The organism is Pseudomonas graminis, assembly GCF_004364335.1.
Lineage (GTDB): Bacteria > Pseudomonadota > Gammaproteobacteria > Pseudomonadales > Pseudomonadaceae > Aquipseudomonas > Aquipseudomonas graminis_D.
The window spans coordinates 2,927-22,526 of sequence record NZ_SOCR01000016.1; the positions used below are offsets into that span (position 1 = coordinate 2,927).

Below are 19,600 nucleotides of genomic sequence, written 5' to 3' on the forward strand. Positions count from 1 at the left end.
TTAACGCTGTTTGACGGCCGCTGAAACGGCGGCGGCAAAGATGCCGGCGATCTGGTCGATCTGCACGGCAGTGACGATCAGCGGCGGCAGGAAGCGGATGACCGACGAGTGCCGTCCGCCCACTTCGATGATCAGCCCGCGCTGCAAACATTCACGCTGGACGGTCGAGGCCAGCGCGCCACTGTGGGGGAAGTGACCGAGGGTGTCAGGGCGGCCATCAAGATCGACCATTTCCACCCCGAGCATCAAGCCCATGCCGCGCACATCGCCCATCTGCGGGAAGTCTTTCTGCAGCGAACGCAGGTGGCGGATCAGCCGCTCGCCCATGGCGGCAGCGTGCAGGTCCAGTTGCTGTTCGCGGACGATGCGCAGCGTGGTGGAACCGGCGACCATCGCCAGTTGATTGCCACGGAAGGTGCCAGCGTGGGAGCCCGGTTTCCACACGTCCAGGGACTTGTTGTAGACCACCACCGCCATCGGCTGGCTGCCGCCGATGGCTTTGGACAGCACCAGCACGTCCGGCACGATGCCGGCGTGTTCGAAGGCAAACGGCTTGCCGGTGCGGCCGACGCCACACTGGATTTCGTCGAGGATCAGCGGCACGCCGGCGTCGCGGGTGATGCGACGGATTTCCCGCAACCAGTTCGCCGAAGTAGGCACCACGCCGCCCTCCCCTTGCAGGGTTTCCAGAATCATCCCGGCCGGCGGCAACACGCCGCTTTCCGGGTCGGTCAGCTGGTTCTCGATGTAGTGCAGGCCGATGCGCTCGCCGGCCTCGCCACCGACGCCGAACGGGCAGCGGTAGTCGTAGGGAAACGGCAGGAACTGCGCGCCGCCGGCCATGCCGTCCAGATAGGTTTTAGGCCCGAGATTGCCCATCAGCGCCAGCGCGCCCTGGGTCATGCCGTGATAGGCGCCGTGGTAGGCCATCAGGTTGCTGCGCCCGGTGGCGGTCCGCACCAGTTTCAGCGCCGCCTCTACCGCATCGGTCCCGGCCGGGCCGCAGAACTGAATGCGCGCGTCCCTGGCGAATTCAGGCGGTAGCAAGGCGAACAGCTCGTTGATGAAGTCGTCCTTGGCTTCGGTCATCAGGTCGAGGGTGTGCAGCGGACGCTGGCCGTCGAGGGTGGCGCGCATCGCCTGGATCACCTCGGGGTGGTTGTGCCCCAGCGCCAGGGTGCCGGCGCCGGCCAGGCAATCGATGAACCAGCGCCCCTCGCTGTCCTGCACGTGAATGCCCTGGGCGCGTTTGAGTTCCAGGGGGATGCGCCGCGGGTAGCTGCGCGCGTTGGACTCCACGGCCGCCTGCCGCTCCAGGCGCGGGGTCGGCGCAAAGCGGTAGTCGGCGTTGGCGACGGCGGCGTCCGGGCTGCTCGACAGCGCCTCGCTGTGGCGGGCGGCAATCGGCGTCACGTTGTGTTGGCTATGCATGTTCGTGCTCCTGGAAATCGTAGGAATGAGGGCGTTCGTTGACCCGCGCGAGGGCCTCGGCAAGCTGAGTGATGAACGGCTGATCACGGACGATCGAAAGGTGGTCGGCGTCGATCCAGGCCGAAACCTGCAAGCGAACACCCATGCCCTGCTCCAGAAGAGCCGGTGCGTTATCGTTATTTTCCGGCGAGCGCTCGGCCCACCAGGCGTAGACCGGCACGCTCAGGGCGTGGATCTCGCGGCATTGATTGGCCAGCTGGCGCATGTGCCGCTCGACGCCGAGCAACTGTTGCCAGTGCGCGTCGGCTTCCAGGCCTTCATCGCCAGCGTCCAGAGCCGGGCTTTCCGGGGCGGTTTCTGGAAGGACAGGACGCGGCTGACCGGCGCCCGGCACGTAGCCGTCGATCAGGCCGACGAACTCGACGCGCTTGCCGAGGCGGGTCAGCAGTCGGGCCATTTCCAGGACCATCGTGCCGCCCATGGACCAGCCGATCAGCCGGTACGTGCCGGACGGCTGTTGTTCGAGCAGCGCCTTGACGTAGTCGCGGGCCATTTGCTCGATAGAACTGTCGCGCCACTGGCCGTCCAGCACCTGGCGATTCTGAATGCCCCACACGTCACACTGCGCAGACAGCCGCCGGGCCAGTGCGTAGTAACCGACCACCGTACCGCTGACCGGGTGCACGCAGAACACCGGCGGTTTGTTGCTGGCGCCGCTGCTCAGACGAATCAGAGGATTCGGTGCGCCGTCGCGGGTGCTGGCCATGGTTTGCGGTGCAGTCGATTGCGGTGCGACAGGCTGTGCGGATGGCAGGCTTTCCAGCAACGCCATCAACCCGTCGCGATAGGCCGTTTGCAAGCGTTCGATGGTCTGACGCTGATAACGCTGACCACTGAAACGGAAGGTCAGTCCCAGTTGCCCGGCGAACACCTGACCGTTGATTTCCAGCTCGCGATTGAGCGGCGTGGACGGGTCGACCAGCGCGCCGGCCGCCACCTTCGACGGCGAGAAACGACCATCGCCCAGGTCCTGATCGAACTGACCCAGGTAGTTGAACACCACCTTCGGCTCCGGCAGTGCGGCCAGTGTCTGACGAGCCGAATCGTCGCCCAGATAGCGCAGCAGTCCGAAGCCGACGCCCTTGTCCGGCAAACCCCGCAGGCTGTCACGCACGCTGACAAGGGTCTGCCGAATGTCACCGGCGGCACGCACCCGCAGCGGGAACAGACTGGTGAACCAGCCCACCGTGCGACCGACATCCAGTCCTTCAGCCAGGGCTTCGCGGCCATGACCTTCCAGGGCGACGAGATTGTCGGACTGACCACTCCAGTCTTTCAGCGCTTCGGCGAGCACCGCCAGCAGGATTTCATCGGTGCGCGCCGCCAGTGCCGCCGGGGCTTCGCGCAACAAACGTCGGGTCAGCCCGGCGTCCAGCAGCAGCTCGCACTGTTCAAGGTCCTGTTGGGTGGCGCGGCCTTCCGGGTGGTCCACCGGCCAGACCGGCTCGGTGCTGCCGACCTGTTCCAGCCACTGCGCCACCTCGGTATGACGCTCAGGCGCCTGCGCCGCGTCGACCAGATGCCGCGCCCAGCGTTGGAAGCTGCTGGATTTCGGCCCCAGATCAACGGCACCGCCCGAAGCAACCTGGGCGTAAGCCCGCGCCAGATCTTCCAGCAGCACCCGCCATGAGACGCCATCGACCACCAGGTGATGGGCGACCAGCAACAGCTTTTGCCCTTCCGGCATCTGCGCCAGCACCACGCGCAACAGCGGACCCTCATGCAGATCAAGGCTGCGCTGGGCCTGTTCGCACAGCGCAGTCATGGCATGGTCGTCGGCCACGTCACGCACCCAGAGGCTTTTGACGGCAGGCGTCGCTCGATACCGCTGCTGCCAGCGGCCGTCAGCATCCTGATGGAAACTCAGGTTCAGACCGTCGTGATGACTCAGCAGCGCGGCCAGCGCCTGGCTCAACAGCGGCGCTTCCAGCGGACGCTGCACGTCCAGCAACAACGCCTGGTTGAAGTGCGCGCGGTTGCTCATCGGCTGCTCGAAGAAATGCGCCTGAATCGGCGTCAACGGGAGCTCGCCAGTGGGCGCGTCTTCAATCAACAGCGCTGCGCTGGCTTCGATGACCGTGAGGCGCAGGGCCAGATCCTTGAGGCGCGGATGGCTGAACACGTCTTTGGGCAGCAGCTTGAAACCGACCTGACGCAGACGAGTAATGACCGCGAGCGACTGGATCGAGTCGCCGCCCAGCTCGAAGAAGCTGTCCTGACGGCTGATGGTCTCAACGCCCAGCAACTCCTGCCAGACCCGCGCCAGCTCGACTTCGCGCGCACCTTGGGGCGCTTCGAAGGCCTGACTGCCGATCTGCGGATCAGGCAATGCGTTGCGGTCCAGCTTGCCGTTGGGCAACTGTGGCAGGCGTTCCATGACCACGATATGCGCCGGGACCATGTATTCCGGCAGGGTGTTTTTCAGTTGGTCCTTGAGGCTGTCTTCAGACAGGTCATTGCCGCCGACATAACCCAGCAACTGCTTGCCGTTGCCTTTGTCGCGCACGATCACCAGCGCTTCGCGCACGCCCTCGCAGGCCTTCAGCGCCGCTTCGATTTCACCGGCCTCGATGCGGAAGCCACGGATTTTGATCTGATGGTCAATACGGCCCAGGTATTCCAGCAGACCTTCGCTGTTCAGGCGCACGCGGTCGCCGCTGCGGTAGATGCGTTCGCCAGCGCGGAACGGGTGCGGCAGGAAGCGCTCGGCGGTCGCGCCGGGACGGTCCAGATAACCCCGCGCCACCGCGCCGCCCAGGTACAGCTCACCGGCTATGCCTTGGGGCAGCGGGTTCAAATCCGCGTCCATGACGTAGCCCTGACGATCCCCCACCAGATCACCAATCGGCGCATACGCCGTGGTGAAGTCAGCGGCCTCGGCGGAGGCCAGCCACAGCGTTGGCGTGACCACGGTTTCGGTCGGGCCATAGCCGTTGATGATCCACAGCGGCTGCAAATTGCGGATCACGTCGTGGAGCATCTCCCGGCTGAAGGCTTCACCGGCAAAACAGTACGTCTTCACTCCCGGCCCTTTGCCCTGCACACCGGCCCAGTCGGACAGCTGACGCAGGTAGCTCGGCGGGAACGAGGCCACGGTGATGCCTTCGCGAATCAGGGTGTCGTAGGTCTGTTCAACGCTCCACAACTCCTGATCGCGCAGCACCACACGAGCGCCATAGCACAGCGGCATCATCCAGCCTTCGTGGGCGCCGTCGAAGCTGATCGACAGGAAGTGGAACTTGCGGTCTTCCGGCGTGAAGCGGTAGCGCTCGCCGATGGTCTGGATGTGCATCGAGATATCGGCGTGGGCGATGGCTGCGCCCTTTGGTTTGCCGGTGGAGCCCGAGGTGTAGATCAGATACGCCAGTTGCTGCGGGTGAATGACCACATCGGGCGCTGTTTCAGGCTCGGACGAGCAATCCAGTTCGTCGATGTTCAGCAACGGCACATCACCCACCGGCACGCGATCCAGCGCCGCGTCGTGGCTGATCAACAGCCTCACGCCACCGTCTTCCAGCATGTAACGCAGGCGCTCGGTCGGGTAATCCGGATCGAGCGGAATGTAGGCGCCACCCGCTTTAAGCACGGCGTAAAACGCCAGCCACAAGTCAACGCCGCGCTCCATGGCAATCGCCACCCGAACTTCGGTGCCAATGCCCCGGGCGCGCAAGGCGTGGGCCAGTTGATTGGCGCGACGGTCGAACTCGGCGAAGGTCAGGCGCTGTTCGCCATGGACCAGCGCGATGGCGTCGGGCCGGATGCGCGCGTGGTCGGCGATCAGCTCGTGAATCGGCCGATCGACATAAGGCGTAAACGGCGGCGTGTTCCATTGATCCAGCGCGGCCAGGTCCGTCTCGCCGAGCAACGGCAGATCGCCGATGGCGGCATTGGGTTGCGCGCAGATCGCCCGCAACAGCGTGACCAGTTGCTCGAACAAACGCGCCACGGTCGAGGCGTCGAACAGGTCGGTGGCGTAATCGAGGTAGCCGCTGATACTGCCGTCGCGGTGCTCGAAGGTGCCCAGCACCAGGTCGAATTGCGCGCCCTTGATGTCCCACTGGCGGGCTTCGCAGCTCAGGCTGTCGAACTGCAGCAGCGACATATCCGGCTGCTGCTGATGGTTGTAGCTGACCTGGAACAGCGGGTTGACGCTGAGGCTGCGCGCCGGTTGCAGCGCTTCCACCAATTGCTCGAACGGCAGGTCCTGATGGGCATGGGCGCCGAGCAGGTTGTCCTTGACCTGAGCCAGCAGCGCGGTGAACGGGTGGTCGCCGCTGACCTGGACGCGCAGCACCAGGGTATTGACGAAGAAGCCGATCAAACCCTGGGTCTGCACCTCGGCACGGCCTGCTACCGGCACGCCGATGCGCAGGTCGCGCTGGCCGCTGAGGCGGTAAAGCAGCGTGTCGAACGAGGCCAGGAACAGCATGAACAGCGTGGCGTCGTGGGCTTTCGCCGTGTGGTGCAACGTGTCGGCCAGATCTTGCGGCAGCACGAAGGCATGGCGTCCGCCTTTGCCATCGCGCTCGGCCGGACGCGAACGGTCCGCCGGCAGTTCCAGCACCGGCTGTTCGTCACCCAGGGCCTCGCGCCACCAGTTCAATTGGCGCTCGCGCTCGGCACCGCTCAGGTGTTCGCGCTGCCAAGCGGCGTAGTCGGCGTATTGCACGCTGAGCTCTGTAAGTTGCAGATCCGCAAGTTGCAGCTCAGCCAGTTGCACGTCGCTGCCTTGGGCGAACCGGCGATACAGCGCGGCGAAGTCTTCGAGCATGACCTGCACCGACCAGCCGTCGGAGATGATGTGGTGCATGCACAGCAGCAGGCGCCACTGATCGTCCGCGACCCGCGCCAGCGCCACCCGCCACGGCGCCCGCTCGGCGTCGAGGTCGAAGGGCTGATTCATGAAGTCCTCTGCCAGCGCATCGAAGGCGGCTTCCGGCGCCGGGTGGTCGCGCAGGTCGTGACGGGCGATGTGCACGCTGCTGACCGGCAGAATCCGTTGCTGCGGCACCGCCTCCCCGTATTGCATCGGAGATGGACGGAAGCAGGTGCGCAGGGTTTCGTGACGGGCCGCGAGGGCGTCGAAGGTCTGCTGCAGGGCATCGAGTTTCAGCACGCCGCTGAGGTTAAGCACGCACGGCAGGTTGTACGCGACGCTCTCGGGCTCCAGTTGCGCGAGGAACCACAGGCGCTGCTGGGCGAAGGACTGCGGCGCGAATTCCCGGTCGGCACGACGCTGCAGAACCGGCATGGCCGTGGCGACGGCCTGGGTGTTCAGGTAGTGCGCCAGATCGGCGAGGACCGGCGACTCGAACAGCGCACGCAGGGGCAGCTCAAGCTTCAGGTCGCGGCGGATTTGCGCCACCAGTTGAATGCCCAGCAGCGAATGCCCGCCCAGGGCGAAGAAGTTGTCCTGACGGCCGATTGGCGCGACGCCGAGCAGGTCTTGCCACAGGGCAGCCAGCTGGGTTTCGACGCCGGCCAGTGGCGCTTCAAAGGCCCGTTGCTGGATGTGTGGGTCTGGCAGGGCTTTGCGGTCGAGCTTGCCGTTGGCCGACAGCGGCAGCGTTTCCAGGGTGACAAAGTGGGCCGGGACCATGTAATCCGGCAGGCGCTGTTTGAGCTGGGTACGAAGGTGTTCTTCGTCGAAATCGTCGGCCACGAGATAGGCAACCAACTGCATGCCGGTCGCCAGTTCGCGGGCGATCACCACCGCTTCGTTGACCGCTGGGTGATCCAGCAGTGCCGCTTCGATTTCGCCGATTTCCACCCGCAGGCCGCGCAGTTTGATCTGATGATCGAGACGGCCCAGATATTCCACCACACCGTCGACACGCCAGCGCGCCAGGTCGCCGGTGCGATACAGGCGCTCACCGGTGCCGAATGGGCTCGCTACGAAGCGCTCGGCGGTCAGGCCGGGACGTAAATGGTAGCCGCGAGCGAGGCCGTCGCCGCCGATGTACAGCTCGCCGGGTACGCCGATGGGTTGCGGGTTGAGACGGCTGTCGAGGATGTGAATCTGAAGGTTGTTTATCGGGCGGCCGATGGGCACGGCAACGCCCGGCTCATCAACGCAGGTCCAGTGGGTGACGTCGATGGCCGCTTCCGTCGGGCCGTAGAGATTGAACAGGCCAGCGTTCGGCAAGCGCTGCAGGGTTTCCCGCGCGAGATCAGCGGGCAAAGCTTCGCCGCTGCACACGATGCGTTTGAGGGAAGCGCAGCCAGTGAGATCGTCCTGGGCCATGAACGCCCCAAGCATCGACGGCACAAAATGCAGCGTGGTGATCTGCTGCCGTGCGATCAGCTTATTGAGGGCAACAGGATCGCGATGATCGCCGGGCTGAGCGACGACCAGACGCGCGCCGATCATCAACGGCCAGAAGAACTCCCAGACCGACACGTCGAAACTGAACGGTGTTTTTTGCAGCACCGCGTCGGTGGCGTCGAGGGAATAAGCCTCCTGCATCCAGGCCAGGCGGTTGAACAGCGCCGCGTGAGTGTTGCCCGCGCCCTTGGGTTTCCCCGTCGAGCCCGAGGTGTAAATCAGGTAGGCCAGTTGCTCGGGGTGTAGCTCGACACTCGGCGCCGTCACTGGCTGAGCTGAGAGGTCAAGCTGATCCAGATTCACCACCCGCAAGCTTTCAACAACAGGCAGGTCAGCGATCACCCCATCGTGGCTCAGCAGCAAACCGATCCCTGCGTCTTCCAGCATGTAACGCAAACGATCCGCCGGGTACTCCGGATCAAGCGGCACATACGCAGCACCGGCTTTGAGCACCGCATACAGCGCCACCACCATTTCCAGCGAACGCAACGCCGCCACGCCCACCAGCGATTCCCGCCCCACGCCCTGCTTTTGCAGGTAATGGGCCAGCTGATTCGCCCGCTGATCCAGCTCGCGATAACTCAGCACCTCATCGCCAAAGCGCAAGGCTTCGCGCTCCGGATGCGCCTGGGCAAGCCGCTCAAAATGACTATGAACAAACGGCTTATCGGCAGCCCAGTTCCGCGCCGTGTCATTGACCCACGCCAACTGCGCGCGGTCTTCAGCATCCAGCAACTCGAAGTCGCCAATCGCGGCGTCCGGCTGCTCAATCAACTCGGCGAACAGCTGCTCAAAACGCCCATGCAGCCGCTCGATGCTGCCGTGATCAAACAGATCCGTGGCGTAATTCCACGACCCACCCAGCACGCCATCGGCGTCTTCGTGGGTGTTCAGCGCCAGGTCGAACTGGCTGCTGCCATCGTCCAGCGGCAGCACGTCGGCGCGCAGGCCGGGCAGCCCGGCGAGTGATGCAAAGTCTTGCTGCTGGTGGTCGTAGGCCACCTGGAACAACGGGTTGTGGCTCAGGCTGCGTTGCGGTTGCAGCGCTTCGACCAGTTGCTCGAAGGGCAAGTCCTGATAGGCCTGGGCGCCGAGAGTCCGCGCCTTGGCCTGTTCCAGCACCTGAAGATAGGTCAGCTCGGCAGACACCTCGGCGCGCAGCACCTGGGTGCTGACGAAGAAGCCGATCAGCCCTTCCACTTCCAGCCGCGAACGGCCGGCAATCGGCACGCCGATGCGCAGGTCGTTCTGTCCGCTCAGACGGTGCAGCAACACCTGATAGGCCGACAGGATCGCCATGAACGGCGTGACGCCCTGCTGCTTGGCAAACCCGCGCACGCGCTGACTGAACGCGGCATCGAAGGCGAACAGCACGCGGTCGCCGCGATAGCTTTGCTGGGGCGGACGCGGCCGGTCGGTCGGCAGTTCCAGCACCGGGTGCTCGTCACCCAGTTGCTCGCGCCAGTAGTTCAACTGCCGCTCGCCCTCGCCTGCCGCCAGCCATTCGCGCTGCCAGGCGGCAAAGTCGGCGTATTGCACCGGCAATGGCGCCAGCTGCGGCGCGCGGTTTTCCACGGCCGCGCGGTACAGCTCGCAGAATTCCTGCAACAGCACCCGCACCGACCAACCGTCCGAGATCATGTGATGCAGGCACAGCAGCAAACGCTGCTCATCAGGCGCGACGCGCACCAGGGCCAGCCGCCAGACCGGGCTGCGCGACAGGTCGAACGGGCGCTTGACGAAGGCCTGGGCCAAGGCGTTGAAGGCGGTGTCGAGATTCGGCTCCGCGGTGATGTCGATCCGCTCAATCTGCACGGACCGGGCAGGCTCGATCTGCTGCATCGGCACGCCATCGACCGCCAGGAACCGCGTGCGCAGCACTTCATGGCGCGCGGTCAGGCCGTCGAATGCCGCCTGCAAAGCAGCCTCGTTCAGCGCGCCGCACAAGCGCACGGCACCCGGCAGGTTGTAGGCGTGGCCGCCGGGTTGCAACTGATCGAGGAACCACAGGCGCTGCTGGGAGAACGACTGCACGGCAAGGGCCTGCCGACGTGGGGTCAGCTCAAGCTGGGGCGCGTCGGCGCCTGTCAAGCCGGCGATGCGCTGGGCGAAATCACTGAGGCGCGGCGCGTCGAACAGGGCACGCAACGGCACGCTCAGTTGATGCTCGTGGCGCAGCCGGGAAATCAGCTGCATCGCCAGCAGCGAGTGGCCGCCGAGTTCAAAAAAATGATCGTTGCGGCCGACCGATTCGATGCCCAGCAGTGGCTGCCACAGCGCCGCCAATTGCTGTTCAAGTAGCGTTTGCGGCGCTTGATAGTCGCTGGAGATCACCTGCGGGTCAGGCAGCGCATTGCGGTCGAGCTTGCCGTTGGGCAACTGTGGCAAGCGTTCCATGACCACGACGTGCGCCGGCACCATGTATTCCGGCAGGGTGTTTTTCAGCTGCTGCTTGAGGTTGTCTTCAGCCAGGCCATTGCCGCCGACATAACCCAGCAGGACCTCTCCGTTTGCGCTGTCGCGAACGACGACCAGGGCTTCGCGCACGCCGTCGCAGGCTTTCAGTGCCGCTTCGATCTCGCCGGCTTCGATGCGGAAACCGCGAATCTTGATCTGATGGTCGATACGGCCGAGATACTCCAGCAGGCCCTCGCTGTTCAAGCGAACGCGATCGCCGCTGCGGTAGAGGCGCTCACCGGCCTTGAAAGGATGCGGCAGGAAACGCTCGGCGGTTGCGCCAGGACGGTCCAGATAACCCCGCGCCACGGCGCCACCCAGATAGAGTTCGCCAGCAATGCCCTGGGGCAGCGGGTTCAAATCCGCGTCCATCACGTAGCCCTGACGGTCGCCCACCAGATCGCCGATCGGTGCATAGGCCGTGGTGAAATCGGCGGTCTCGGCGGAGTCCAGCCACAGCGTCGGCGTGACCACCGTTTCCGTCGGGCCATAGCCGTTGATGATCCACAGCGGCTGCAGATTACGAATCACGTCGTGGAGCATTTCGCGGCTGAAGGCTTCACCGGCGAAGCAGTAGGTTTTCACCCCTGGCCCCTTACCTTGGACGCCGGCCCAGTCGGACAGCTGACGCAGGTAGCTCGGTGGGAACGAGGCCACGGTGATGCCTTCGCGGATCAGGGTGTCGTAGGTCTGCTCGACGCTCCACAGCTCCTGATCACGCAGCACCACCCGGGCGCCGTAACACAGCGGCATCATCCAGCCTTCGTGGGCGCCGTCGAAGCTGATTGAGAGGAAGTGGAACTTGCGGTCTTCCGGCGTGAAGCGGTAACGCTCGCCGATGGTCTGGATGTGCATGGAGATATCGGCGTGGGCGATGGCCGCGCCTTTTGGCTTGCCGGTCGAACCCGAGGTGTAAATCAGGTAGGCCAGTTGCTGCGGATGAATCGTGACGTCCGGCGCTGTCACCGGCTCGGACGAGCAATCCAGTTCATCGATATTCAGCAACGGCACATCACCCACCGGCACGCGATCCAGCGCCGCGTCGTGGCTGATCAACAGCTTCACGCCGCCGTCTTCGAGCATGTAACGCAGGCGCTCGGTCGGGTAATCCGGGTCGAGCGGGATGTAGGCCCCGCCGGCTTTCAGTACGGCATAGAACGCCAGCCACAGATCAATCCCTCGCTCCATGGCAATCGCCACCCGCACTTCGGTGCCGATGCCCCGGGCGCGCAAGGCGTGGGCCAGTTGATTGGCGCGACGGTCGAACTCGGCGAAGGTCAGGCGCTGCTCGCCATGGACCAGCGCGATGGCGTCGGGACGGATGCGCGCGTGGTCGGCAATCAGCTCATGGATCGGCCGTTCCACGTACGGCGAGAACGGCGGCGTGTTCCAGGCGTGCATGGCGTTGACGTCGCCTTCGGTGAGCATCGACAGCTCGCCGATGCGCGCCTCGGGGGAGCGGCAGAGGCCGTCCAGCAAGGCCTGAAAATGCCCGCACAGGCGCGAGATCTGTTCGGCGCTGAACACGTTGCTGTGGTAGTTGACGTGAACATGGGCGTGCTCGCCTGCCACCACCGCCAGGCTCAATGGGTAGTGGGTCTTGTCGCTGAGTTCGACCGAACCCAGGTTGACGCCGTTGGCCTGTTTGTCCCGCAGCACCGCGTCCACCGGGTAGTTTTCGAACACCAGCAGGCTGTCGAACAGGTCGCGACCGGCATGACCGGCATAGCGCTGGGCCTCGAACAGCGGCGTGTGTTCGTGTTCGCGCAATTCCAGGTTGTGGGCTTGCAGGTCATTCAACCAGTCGCCGACCTTCTGCTGCGCCTGGGGCGCCTGCACCAGCGGCAGGGTGTTGATGAACAGGCCGAGCATGCGCTCGATGCCCGGAATCTGGGCGGAACGACCGGACACCGTGGCGCCGAACGCCACCCGCTGTTGCCCGGTGTAGCGCTGCAACAACAGCACCCACACCGCTTGAATCAGCGTGTTGACGGTCACGCGCTGACGCCGGGCGGCGCTGTTCAGCAGCTCGCTGTTGAGGTCCATGGAAGTGACCCGCACCTGGCTCGGCAACGGCTCGCCGGTGCTGGAGGTCGGCGCAGTCAGCGCCGCCGCCATCATCGTTGGTTGGTCGAAACCGGCCAGGTGGCTCTGCCAGAAGGTCTTGCTGCGCTCGGCATCCCGGCTCAGCAGCCATTCAACGTAATCCCCGTAATGCCCGGCGGGCTGCGGCGTGGCGTCGGACATCGCCGCCTGAATCACTTCACCCAGCACCGCCGCGCTGCTCCAGCCGTCCAGCAGAATGTGGTGGAAGGTCCAGACCAGTTTCCACAGCGTCTCGCTCTGGCGAACCAGCAACACGCGCATGAGCGGCGCCGCGTGCAGGTAGAACGGGGTTTCCCGCTCGGCCACCAATACATCGGCCAGTGCCTGATCGCTGCTGCGCAGATCAAGTTCGCGTACGACCAACGCGGCATCGCGACGGATCAGTTGCACCGGCTGTTCGCTGCCAGGGATGCGGAGGAACGCCGCACGCAGGATCGGATGGCGCTGCACCGCCGCGGCCCACGCCGATTTGAATCGGGCCACCGGCAGGTGTTCGATGTCCAGCGCCACCTGATTGATGTACAGGTCCCGGGCGCTGCCCTGATCGGCCATCTCGCTGCCGCTCAGCTCGGTGTGAAACAGCAGGCCTTGCTGCATGGGCGTCAGCGGGTACAGCTGTTCGATGTCCCAGGCGGCGACCGGCAATGCGTCGAGTTGCGCCTGATTCAGCGCCAGCGCCGGGAAGTCCGACGGGGTGACCGCAGCGTGGCGACGGCAGTGTTCGATCACCTCGTCCAGGGCTTCGCCGTAAGCGTCGAGCAGGCGTTGAACCGAGGCGGATTCATGGCGTTCGCCGCTGTAGCTGCAGGTCAGGCTGAACTGGCCGTCACGGATTTGCGCATCGATGGACAGCTCGCCATTGAGCGGTGCATCGGCGGCGCGTTGGGCGCCGCTGCCCTCCTCGGCCAGGCTGAAAAGCCCGCTGCCGTTTTGCAGCCGACCCATGTAGTTGAACAGCACACAGCCGTCCAGCGCCGGCAAGGCTTCGCCGCGCAGGTGGCGCAACAGACCGTAACCCAGACCGCCGTTGGGCACGGCGCGCAGGGTTTCCTTGGTGTGTTTGAGCGCGGCGTCGAGGTCGTCGTGGGCCTGCAGGCTGACCGGGTACAGGCTGGTGAACCAGCCGACGGTGCGCGCCGGGTCAACGCCGTCGAAGAGGTCTTCGCGGCCGTGGCCTTCCAGGGCGATCATCGCCTGGGACTCGCCGCTCCAGCGCTTCATCGCGCGGACCAGTGCGGTCAGCAGCAGGTCGTTGATCTGCGTGCGGTACGCCGCCGGGGCCTCGCTGATCAGCTTTTCGGTGCGCGCGGCGTCCAGTTGCAGGTGCAGTTGACGCACGTTGTTTTGGCGCGCTTCGCCCTGGGGATTGGCGCAGGGCAATGCGGGTGCTGGCGTCAGGTTGCGCCAGTACTCGGCTTCGGCCAGCACGGCGTCGCTGTACGCAAAATCGAGCAGACGATTGGCCCAGCGCTGGAACGATGCGGTTTTGTCACCGAGGTCGAGGGTGAGGTCCGCTTGGGCCTGGGTGTAGGCGTTTTGCAGGTCTTCCAGCAGGATCCGCCACGACACGCCGTCGACGACCAGGTGATGGACCACCAGCAGCAAGCGTTCGCCGCCTTCGGCCAGGGTGAAATGCACCGCGCGCAGCAGCGGGCCGTCTCTCAGATCGAGGCTGGCCTGGGCTTCGTCGCAGGCTGCATCAAGTTGCGCGAAGCTGGATTCACGCTGCCACAACAGGCCGTCGGGAGCTTGCTCGTCAGCTGAAAGCTCTTCAGCAGAAAGGCGGGCGCGGTAGCGTTGCTGCCACTGGCCGCTGTCCTGCTGAACATAGCGCATGCGCAGGGCGTCGTGATGGTTGATGACGGTATGAAGCGCCAGGGTCAGCGCCGGCAGGTCCAGCGCTTCACTCGGGTTCAACAGCAGCGACTGGTTCCAGTGGTCGCGGTTGCGCATCGGTTGCTGGAAAAACCAGTGCTGGATCGGCGTGAGCGGGATGTCGCGATTGAGCTCGATGCGCTCGACTGGGCGCGCGTCCTGACTGACCACCTGAGCAACCTGGGCCAGCTCGGCGATGGTCTGGCGTTCGAACATCTGCCGGGGCGACAGCACGATGCCGGCCTTGCGCGCGCGGGAGATGATTTGCAGGCTGAGGATCGAGTCGCCGCCGAGGGCAAAGAAGTTGTCCTGACGACCGATTTGCGCGACGCCGAGCAGGTCTTGCCACAAAGCCGCCAGTTGGGCTTCGACCCCGGCCAGCGGTGCTTCGAAGGTTCGCTGCTGGATCTGCGGATCGGGCAGTGCTTTGCGGTCGAGCTTGCCGTTGGCCGACAGCGGCAGGCTGTCCAGCGTGACAAAGTGGGCCGGGACCATGTAATCCGGCAGGCGTTGTTTGAGCTGGGTGCGCAGGTGTTCTTCGTTGAAATCGTCGGCCACCAGATAACCCACCAGTTGCATGCCGGTGCTGAGTTCACGGGCGATGACCACCGCTTCGCTGACCGCCGGGTGATCCATCAGCGCCGACTCAATCTCGCCGATTTCCACGCGCAAACCGCGCAGTTTGATCTGGTGATCGAGACGGCCGAGGTATTCCACCGCGCCGTCCGCACGCCAGCGGGCCAGGTCGCCGGTGCGGTACAGGCGCTCGCCTTGACCAAACGGGCTGGCGACGAAGCGCTCGGCAGTGAGGGCCGGACGCAGGTGATAACCACGCGCCAGGCCGGCGCCGCCGATGTACAGCTCGCCCGGTACGCCGACGGGTTGCGGGTTGAGGCGGCTGTCGAGGATATGGATCTGCAGATTGGCGATGGGGGCGCCGATTGGGACGGAAACGCCCGGCTCGTCGCGGCAGGTCCAGTGGGTGACGTCGATGGCCGCTTCGGTCGGGCCATACAGGTTGAACAGGCCGGCATTTGGCAGGCGCTGAAGCGTTTCCCGCGCGAGATCAGCAGGCAAGGCTTCGCCGCTGCAGACGATGCGTTTCAGGGAGGCGCAGCCGGTAAGATCGTCCTGAGCCATGAAGGCGCCGAGCATCGACGGCACGAAGTGCAACGTGGTGATGTGCTGCTGTTCAATCAGCGATTTCAACAGCAGCGGATCGCGGTGATCCCCCGGCTGGGCGACAACCAGACGCGCACCGACCATCAGCGGCCAGAAGAACTCCCAGACCGAGACGTCGAAACTGAACGGTGTTTTTTGCAGCACGGCGTCTGAAGCGTCGAGCCCGTAAGCGTCCTGCATCCACGCCAGACGGTTGAACAGCGCTGCGTGGGTGTTGCCGGCGCCTTTGGGTTTTCCGGTCGAACCGGAGGTGTAAATCATGTAGGCCAGTTGTTCGGGGTGCAGCTCTACTACGGGCGCCGTGACGGGTTGCGCGGAGAGATCAAGCTGATCCAGATTCAGCACCCGCAGCCCTTCAACAACCGGCAGGTCATTGATGACCGCATCGTGGCTCAGCAGCAAGCCAATCCCGGCGTCTTCGAGCATGTAGCGCAGGCGATCCGCCGGGTATTCAGGATCCAGCGGCACATACGCAGCACCGGCTTTGAGCACGGCATACAGCGCAACCACCATTTCCAGCGAACGCAACGCCGCGACACCGACCAGCGATTCGCGACCGACGCCCTGCTCCCGAAGGTAATGGGCCAGCTGATTCGAGCGCTGATCCAGCTCGCAATAACTCAGCACCTCATCGCCAAAGCGCAAGGCTTCCTGCTCAGGATGCAGCTGCGCCAGACGCTCAAACTGCCGATGCACAAACGGCTCAGAATCCCACTCCCGCGCCGTGTCATTGACCAACGCCAGTTGCGCGCGGTCCTCAACATCCAGCAACTCGAAGTCGCCTATCGCCGCGTCAGGCCGCTCCAGCATTTCCGCGAACAGCTGCTCAAAACGCCCGTGCAGACGCTCGATGCTGCCGTGATCAAACAGATCTGTGGCGTAATTCCAGTTTCCCGCCAGTTCCCCCGCCGCGTTTTCCCAGGTGTGCAGCGCCAGGTCGAACTGCGCGCTGCCATTGTCCAGCGGCATCAGCGTGGCGTTGAGGCCGGGCATCAATTGCAGCGCTTCGTCCTGGCGTTGCTGATGGTTGTAGAGCACTTGAAACAGCGGGTTGTGGCTGAGGCTGCGCTCGGGCGCCAGGGCGTCCACCAGTTGCTCGAACGGCAGGTCCTGATGGGCCTGGGCGCCTTGGGACGCTAGTCGAACGCTGTCGATGATCCGGTTGAAACTGGCGTCGGCCTGGACCTCGCCGCGCAGAATCTGGGTGTTGACGAAGAAGCCGATCAGGCCCTCGGTCTCGGCGCGCTGACGCCCGGCAATGGGTACGCCGATGCGCAGATCGGTCTGGCCGCTCATCCGCTGCAACAGCACTTGATAGGCCGCGAGCAGGACGGTGAACAAGGTCACGCCGCGCTGCCGGGCCAGTTCACGCATGCGCCCGGACAGCGCCGCGTCGAAGCTGAACGGCAGGCGCGCGCCACGGAAACTCTGGCGCGCCGGGCGCGGACGGTCGGCCGGCAGTTCCAGCACCGGCGGCTCGTCGCCCAGTTGTTGCTGCCAGTAAGCGAGTTGCCGGTCACCCTCGCCCGCGTCCAGGCAGGCACGCTGCCACAGGGCGACGTCCGCATAGCTCAATGGCAGAGGCGCCAAACTGGCGTCGTCACCCGACAGCGCCGCGCGATAGGCCTCGACGAAATCCAGCAGCAGCACCTGAATCGACCAGCCGTCGGCGATGATGTGGTGCAAGCAGACCAGCAGCACGTGGTCGTCTGCCGCGCGCTCGATCAGCGCTACGCGCCACAGCGGACCTTGGGCCAGGTCGAACGGGCGTCGGGCGAAGGCATCCGCCAGCGCTTGCACCTCGCCTTCGTCGTCTGGGCGCAGCCGCTCGAATGGCAACCCTTGAGTACCGCAAATCACCTGCTCCGACGTGCCGTCTTCTGCGGTAGCGAACACCGTGCGCAGGCTGGCATGACGCTCGGCCACGCGCTCGAACGCCGTTCCCACAGCACCGACATTCAGCTCGCCCTTCAGGCGTAAGGCACCCGGCAGGTGATAGGTGCTGTTGCCCGGCTCCAGCTGTTCGAGAAACCACAGACGCTGCTGGGAAAACGACGCCGGGCTGCGCTCGCCCGCGATACCCGGCGGCACCGGCAGCGACGACGCATCCAGGCCCTGCTCGCGCAGCTTGTTCAAAAACACCCGACGCTGAGCGCTGCCAAGGCTGAGGAAACGCGTGGCCAGGGCCAGCAGCTTGCTCTGTGAAGTCATGCTCGGTTGCGACATCAGTTGCTTTCCTCCAGCTCATTCATTAACTCGTCCAGGGCATCGAGCCGGTCGAGTGTCAGGGTCTGCCCCTGCAAGGTGTCGATCAGCGCCGCCTGGGCGGCAACGGTGGTGGCTTCGAAGGCCTGGGCCAGCGGGATGCTCACCCCGAGGCGCTCGCGAATGCGCGACAGCAGCCGCGTCGCCAGCAACGAATGACCGCCCAGTTCAAAGAAGTTGTCGTGACGACCGACCTGCTCAACCTTGAGCAGGCTCTGCCACAGCTCGGCGAGGACTTCCTCACGCTCGCCTTGAGGCGCTTCAAATACGCGCTCCTCAAGGCTCGGCGCCGGCAGGGCCTTGCGGTCGAGCTTGCCGTTGGCGTTGCGCGGCATCTGCGCCAGCACGACGACGTGTGCCGGCACCATGAACGCCGGCAGGGTCTGCGCCAGCGCGCTTTTCAGCACGTCGCTGGACAACGCTTGCTGGGCCTCGGCGACCACATACGCCACAAGTTGCGGGCCATGGGGCGTCGGTTGCGCGCTGACCACGGCGTCGTGCACCGAGGGTTGCGCCAACAGCAGGTTTTCGATTTCGCCCAGCTCGATGCGCTGGCCGCGAATCTTCACCTGAAAGTCCGCACGGCCAACGTATTCCAGCGCGCCGTCGGCGTTCCAGCGGGCCAGGTCGCCGCTGCGGTACAGCCGCGCACCGGTTTCGCCAAACGGATCGGGCAGGAAGCGCTCGGCGGTCAGCCCTGGCCGCGCGGCATAGCCACGGCCGACACCGACGCCGCCGATGTACAGCTCGCCCACCACACCGGGCGCGGCCAGTTGCAGGTTGGAATCCAGCACGTACAGGCAGTTGTTGTCGGTGGGCCGCCCAATCGGCATGTTGGCGTTGAGCGCCGGCGCGGCGGTCAGGGTGTGCAGCGCGACATCGTCGGCGCACTCCGCCGGGCCGTAGGCGTTGACCAGCGGCACCTCGGGGTAGCGGGCAAACCAGCGCGCGGCAAGGTCGGTGGTCAGCGCTTCACCGGTCGGCAGCAGCCAGCGCAAAGCATCGAGCCGCTGGGGCGCGACCGCGAGCATGGCGTCGATCACCGCCGGCACGCACTCCAGCACGCTGACCTGATTGGCCGCGACTGCCTCCAGCAGCCGTTGCGGGTCCTGCACCACGGCGTCCGGCAGAATCTCCACGCGCCCGCCGAACAGCGGCGCGGTGAGGAACTGCCACACGGAAATATCGAACCCGGTGGCGGCGGTCTGGGCAATGACATCGCCCTCGCCCAGACGCAGGTACGGCAGCTTGGACATCTGGTTGTTGAGCATGCCGCGCTGGTTGACCATCACCCCTTTGGGCTCGCCGGTGGAACCGGAGGTGTAGATGACGTAGGCCAGTTGCTCGGCGGTGGCGTAGCGGCCCGGATTTTCGTCGGCGGACTCATCGGCGTCAGTCAGCAGCTCTTCAAGCACCAACACACGGGGTTTGCGTTCGGCCAGCGCAACGATCGCCTCGACCTGGGGCACACATTCCCGCGGCGTCAGCAATACCGGCGCGGCGCTGCTCACCAGCATGCGCGCGCTGCGCCCGGCCGGGTGACGATCATCCAGAGCCAGATAGGCCGCACCGGCCTTGAACACGCCGACGATCATGCTCAACAACGGCAGGCCGCGCGGTGCGAACAGCGCCACCACGTCGTCGGCCTGCACGCCCGCTGCAATCAGGCCGTGACCGATGCGGTTGGCCTGACGATTGAGTTCGCAGTAGCTCAGGCTCTGACCTTGGCAGCGCGCGACTTCCTGGGCCGGATGGGCCAGCACCCGCGCCTCGAAACGCTCCAGGTAGCTGATGTCGTACCAATGCTGTTGCACCGGGCCGAGCCCTTGGGCCAGCAACTGCTCACGCTCGTTGTGCTCAAGGATCTGCAACTGGCTCAGCGTCTGCTGCGGGTTGTCG

At 65.1% G+C, this 19,600-nt stretch carries 3 protein-coding genes (1 of these 3 only partly in view); all 3 read right to left on the reverse strand.

All coding sequences use genetic code 11. The features are described 5' to 3' along the window. Tightly spaced (each overlapping or abutting the next), the 3 genes in view from EC919_RS24550 to EC919_RS24560 form a layout consistent with a single transcriptional unit that may run on beyond the window. Window positions 1-1,431 (reverse strand): aspartate aminotransferase family protein, encoded by a 1,431-nt coding sequence (locus EC919_RS24550; RefSeq protein WP_133776897.1) that lies wholly within the window; start codon window positions 1,429-1,431, stop codon window positions 1-3. After that, complete coding sequence (locus EC919_RS24555) at window positions 1,424-17,662, reverse strand: non-ribosomal peptide synthase/polyketide synthase (protein WP_243842334.1); 16,239 nt, start codon at window positions 17,660-17,662, stop codon at window positions 1,424-1,426. Before EC919_RS24555 ends, EC919_RS24550 begins: the two co-directional genes overlap by 8 nt. Beyond that, window positions 17,662-19,600 carry the final stretch of a non-ribosomal peptide synthetase gene (locus EC919_RS24560; RefSeq protein ID WP_243842335.1) on the reverse strand. 7,820 nt of this gene lie beyond the right edge of the window, so 1,939 of the gene's 9,759 nt are visible here — the last part of the coding sequence; its start codon lies beyond the right edge, outside the window; it ends in the stop codon at window positions 17,662-17,664. Before EC919_RS24560 ends, EC919_RS24555 begins: the two co-directional genes overlap by 1 nt.

What these genes read in the sequence shown, in the direction of transcription:
- EC919_RS24550 (WP_133776897.1), bottom strand. Translation starts at nt 1,431, where the DNA reads ATGCATAGCCAACACAACGTGACGCCGATTGCCGCCCGCCACAGCGAG.
- EC919_RS24555 (WP_243842334.1), bottom strand. Translation starts at nt 17,662, where the DNA reads ATGTCGCAACCGAGCATGACTTCACAGAGCAAGCTGCTGGCCCTGGCC.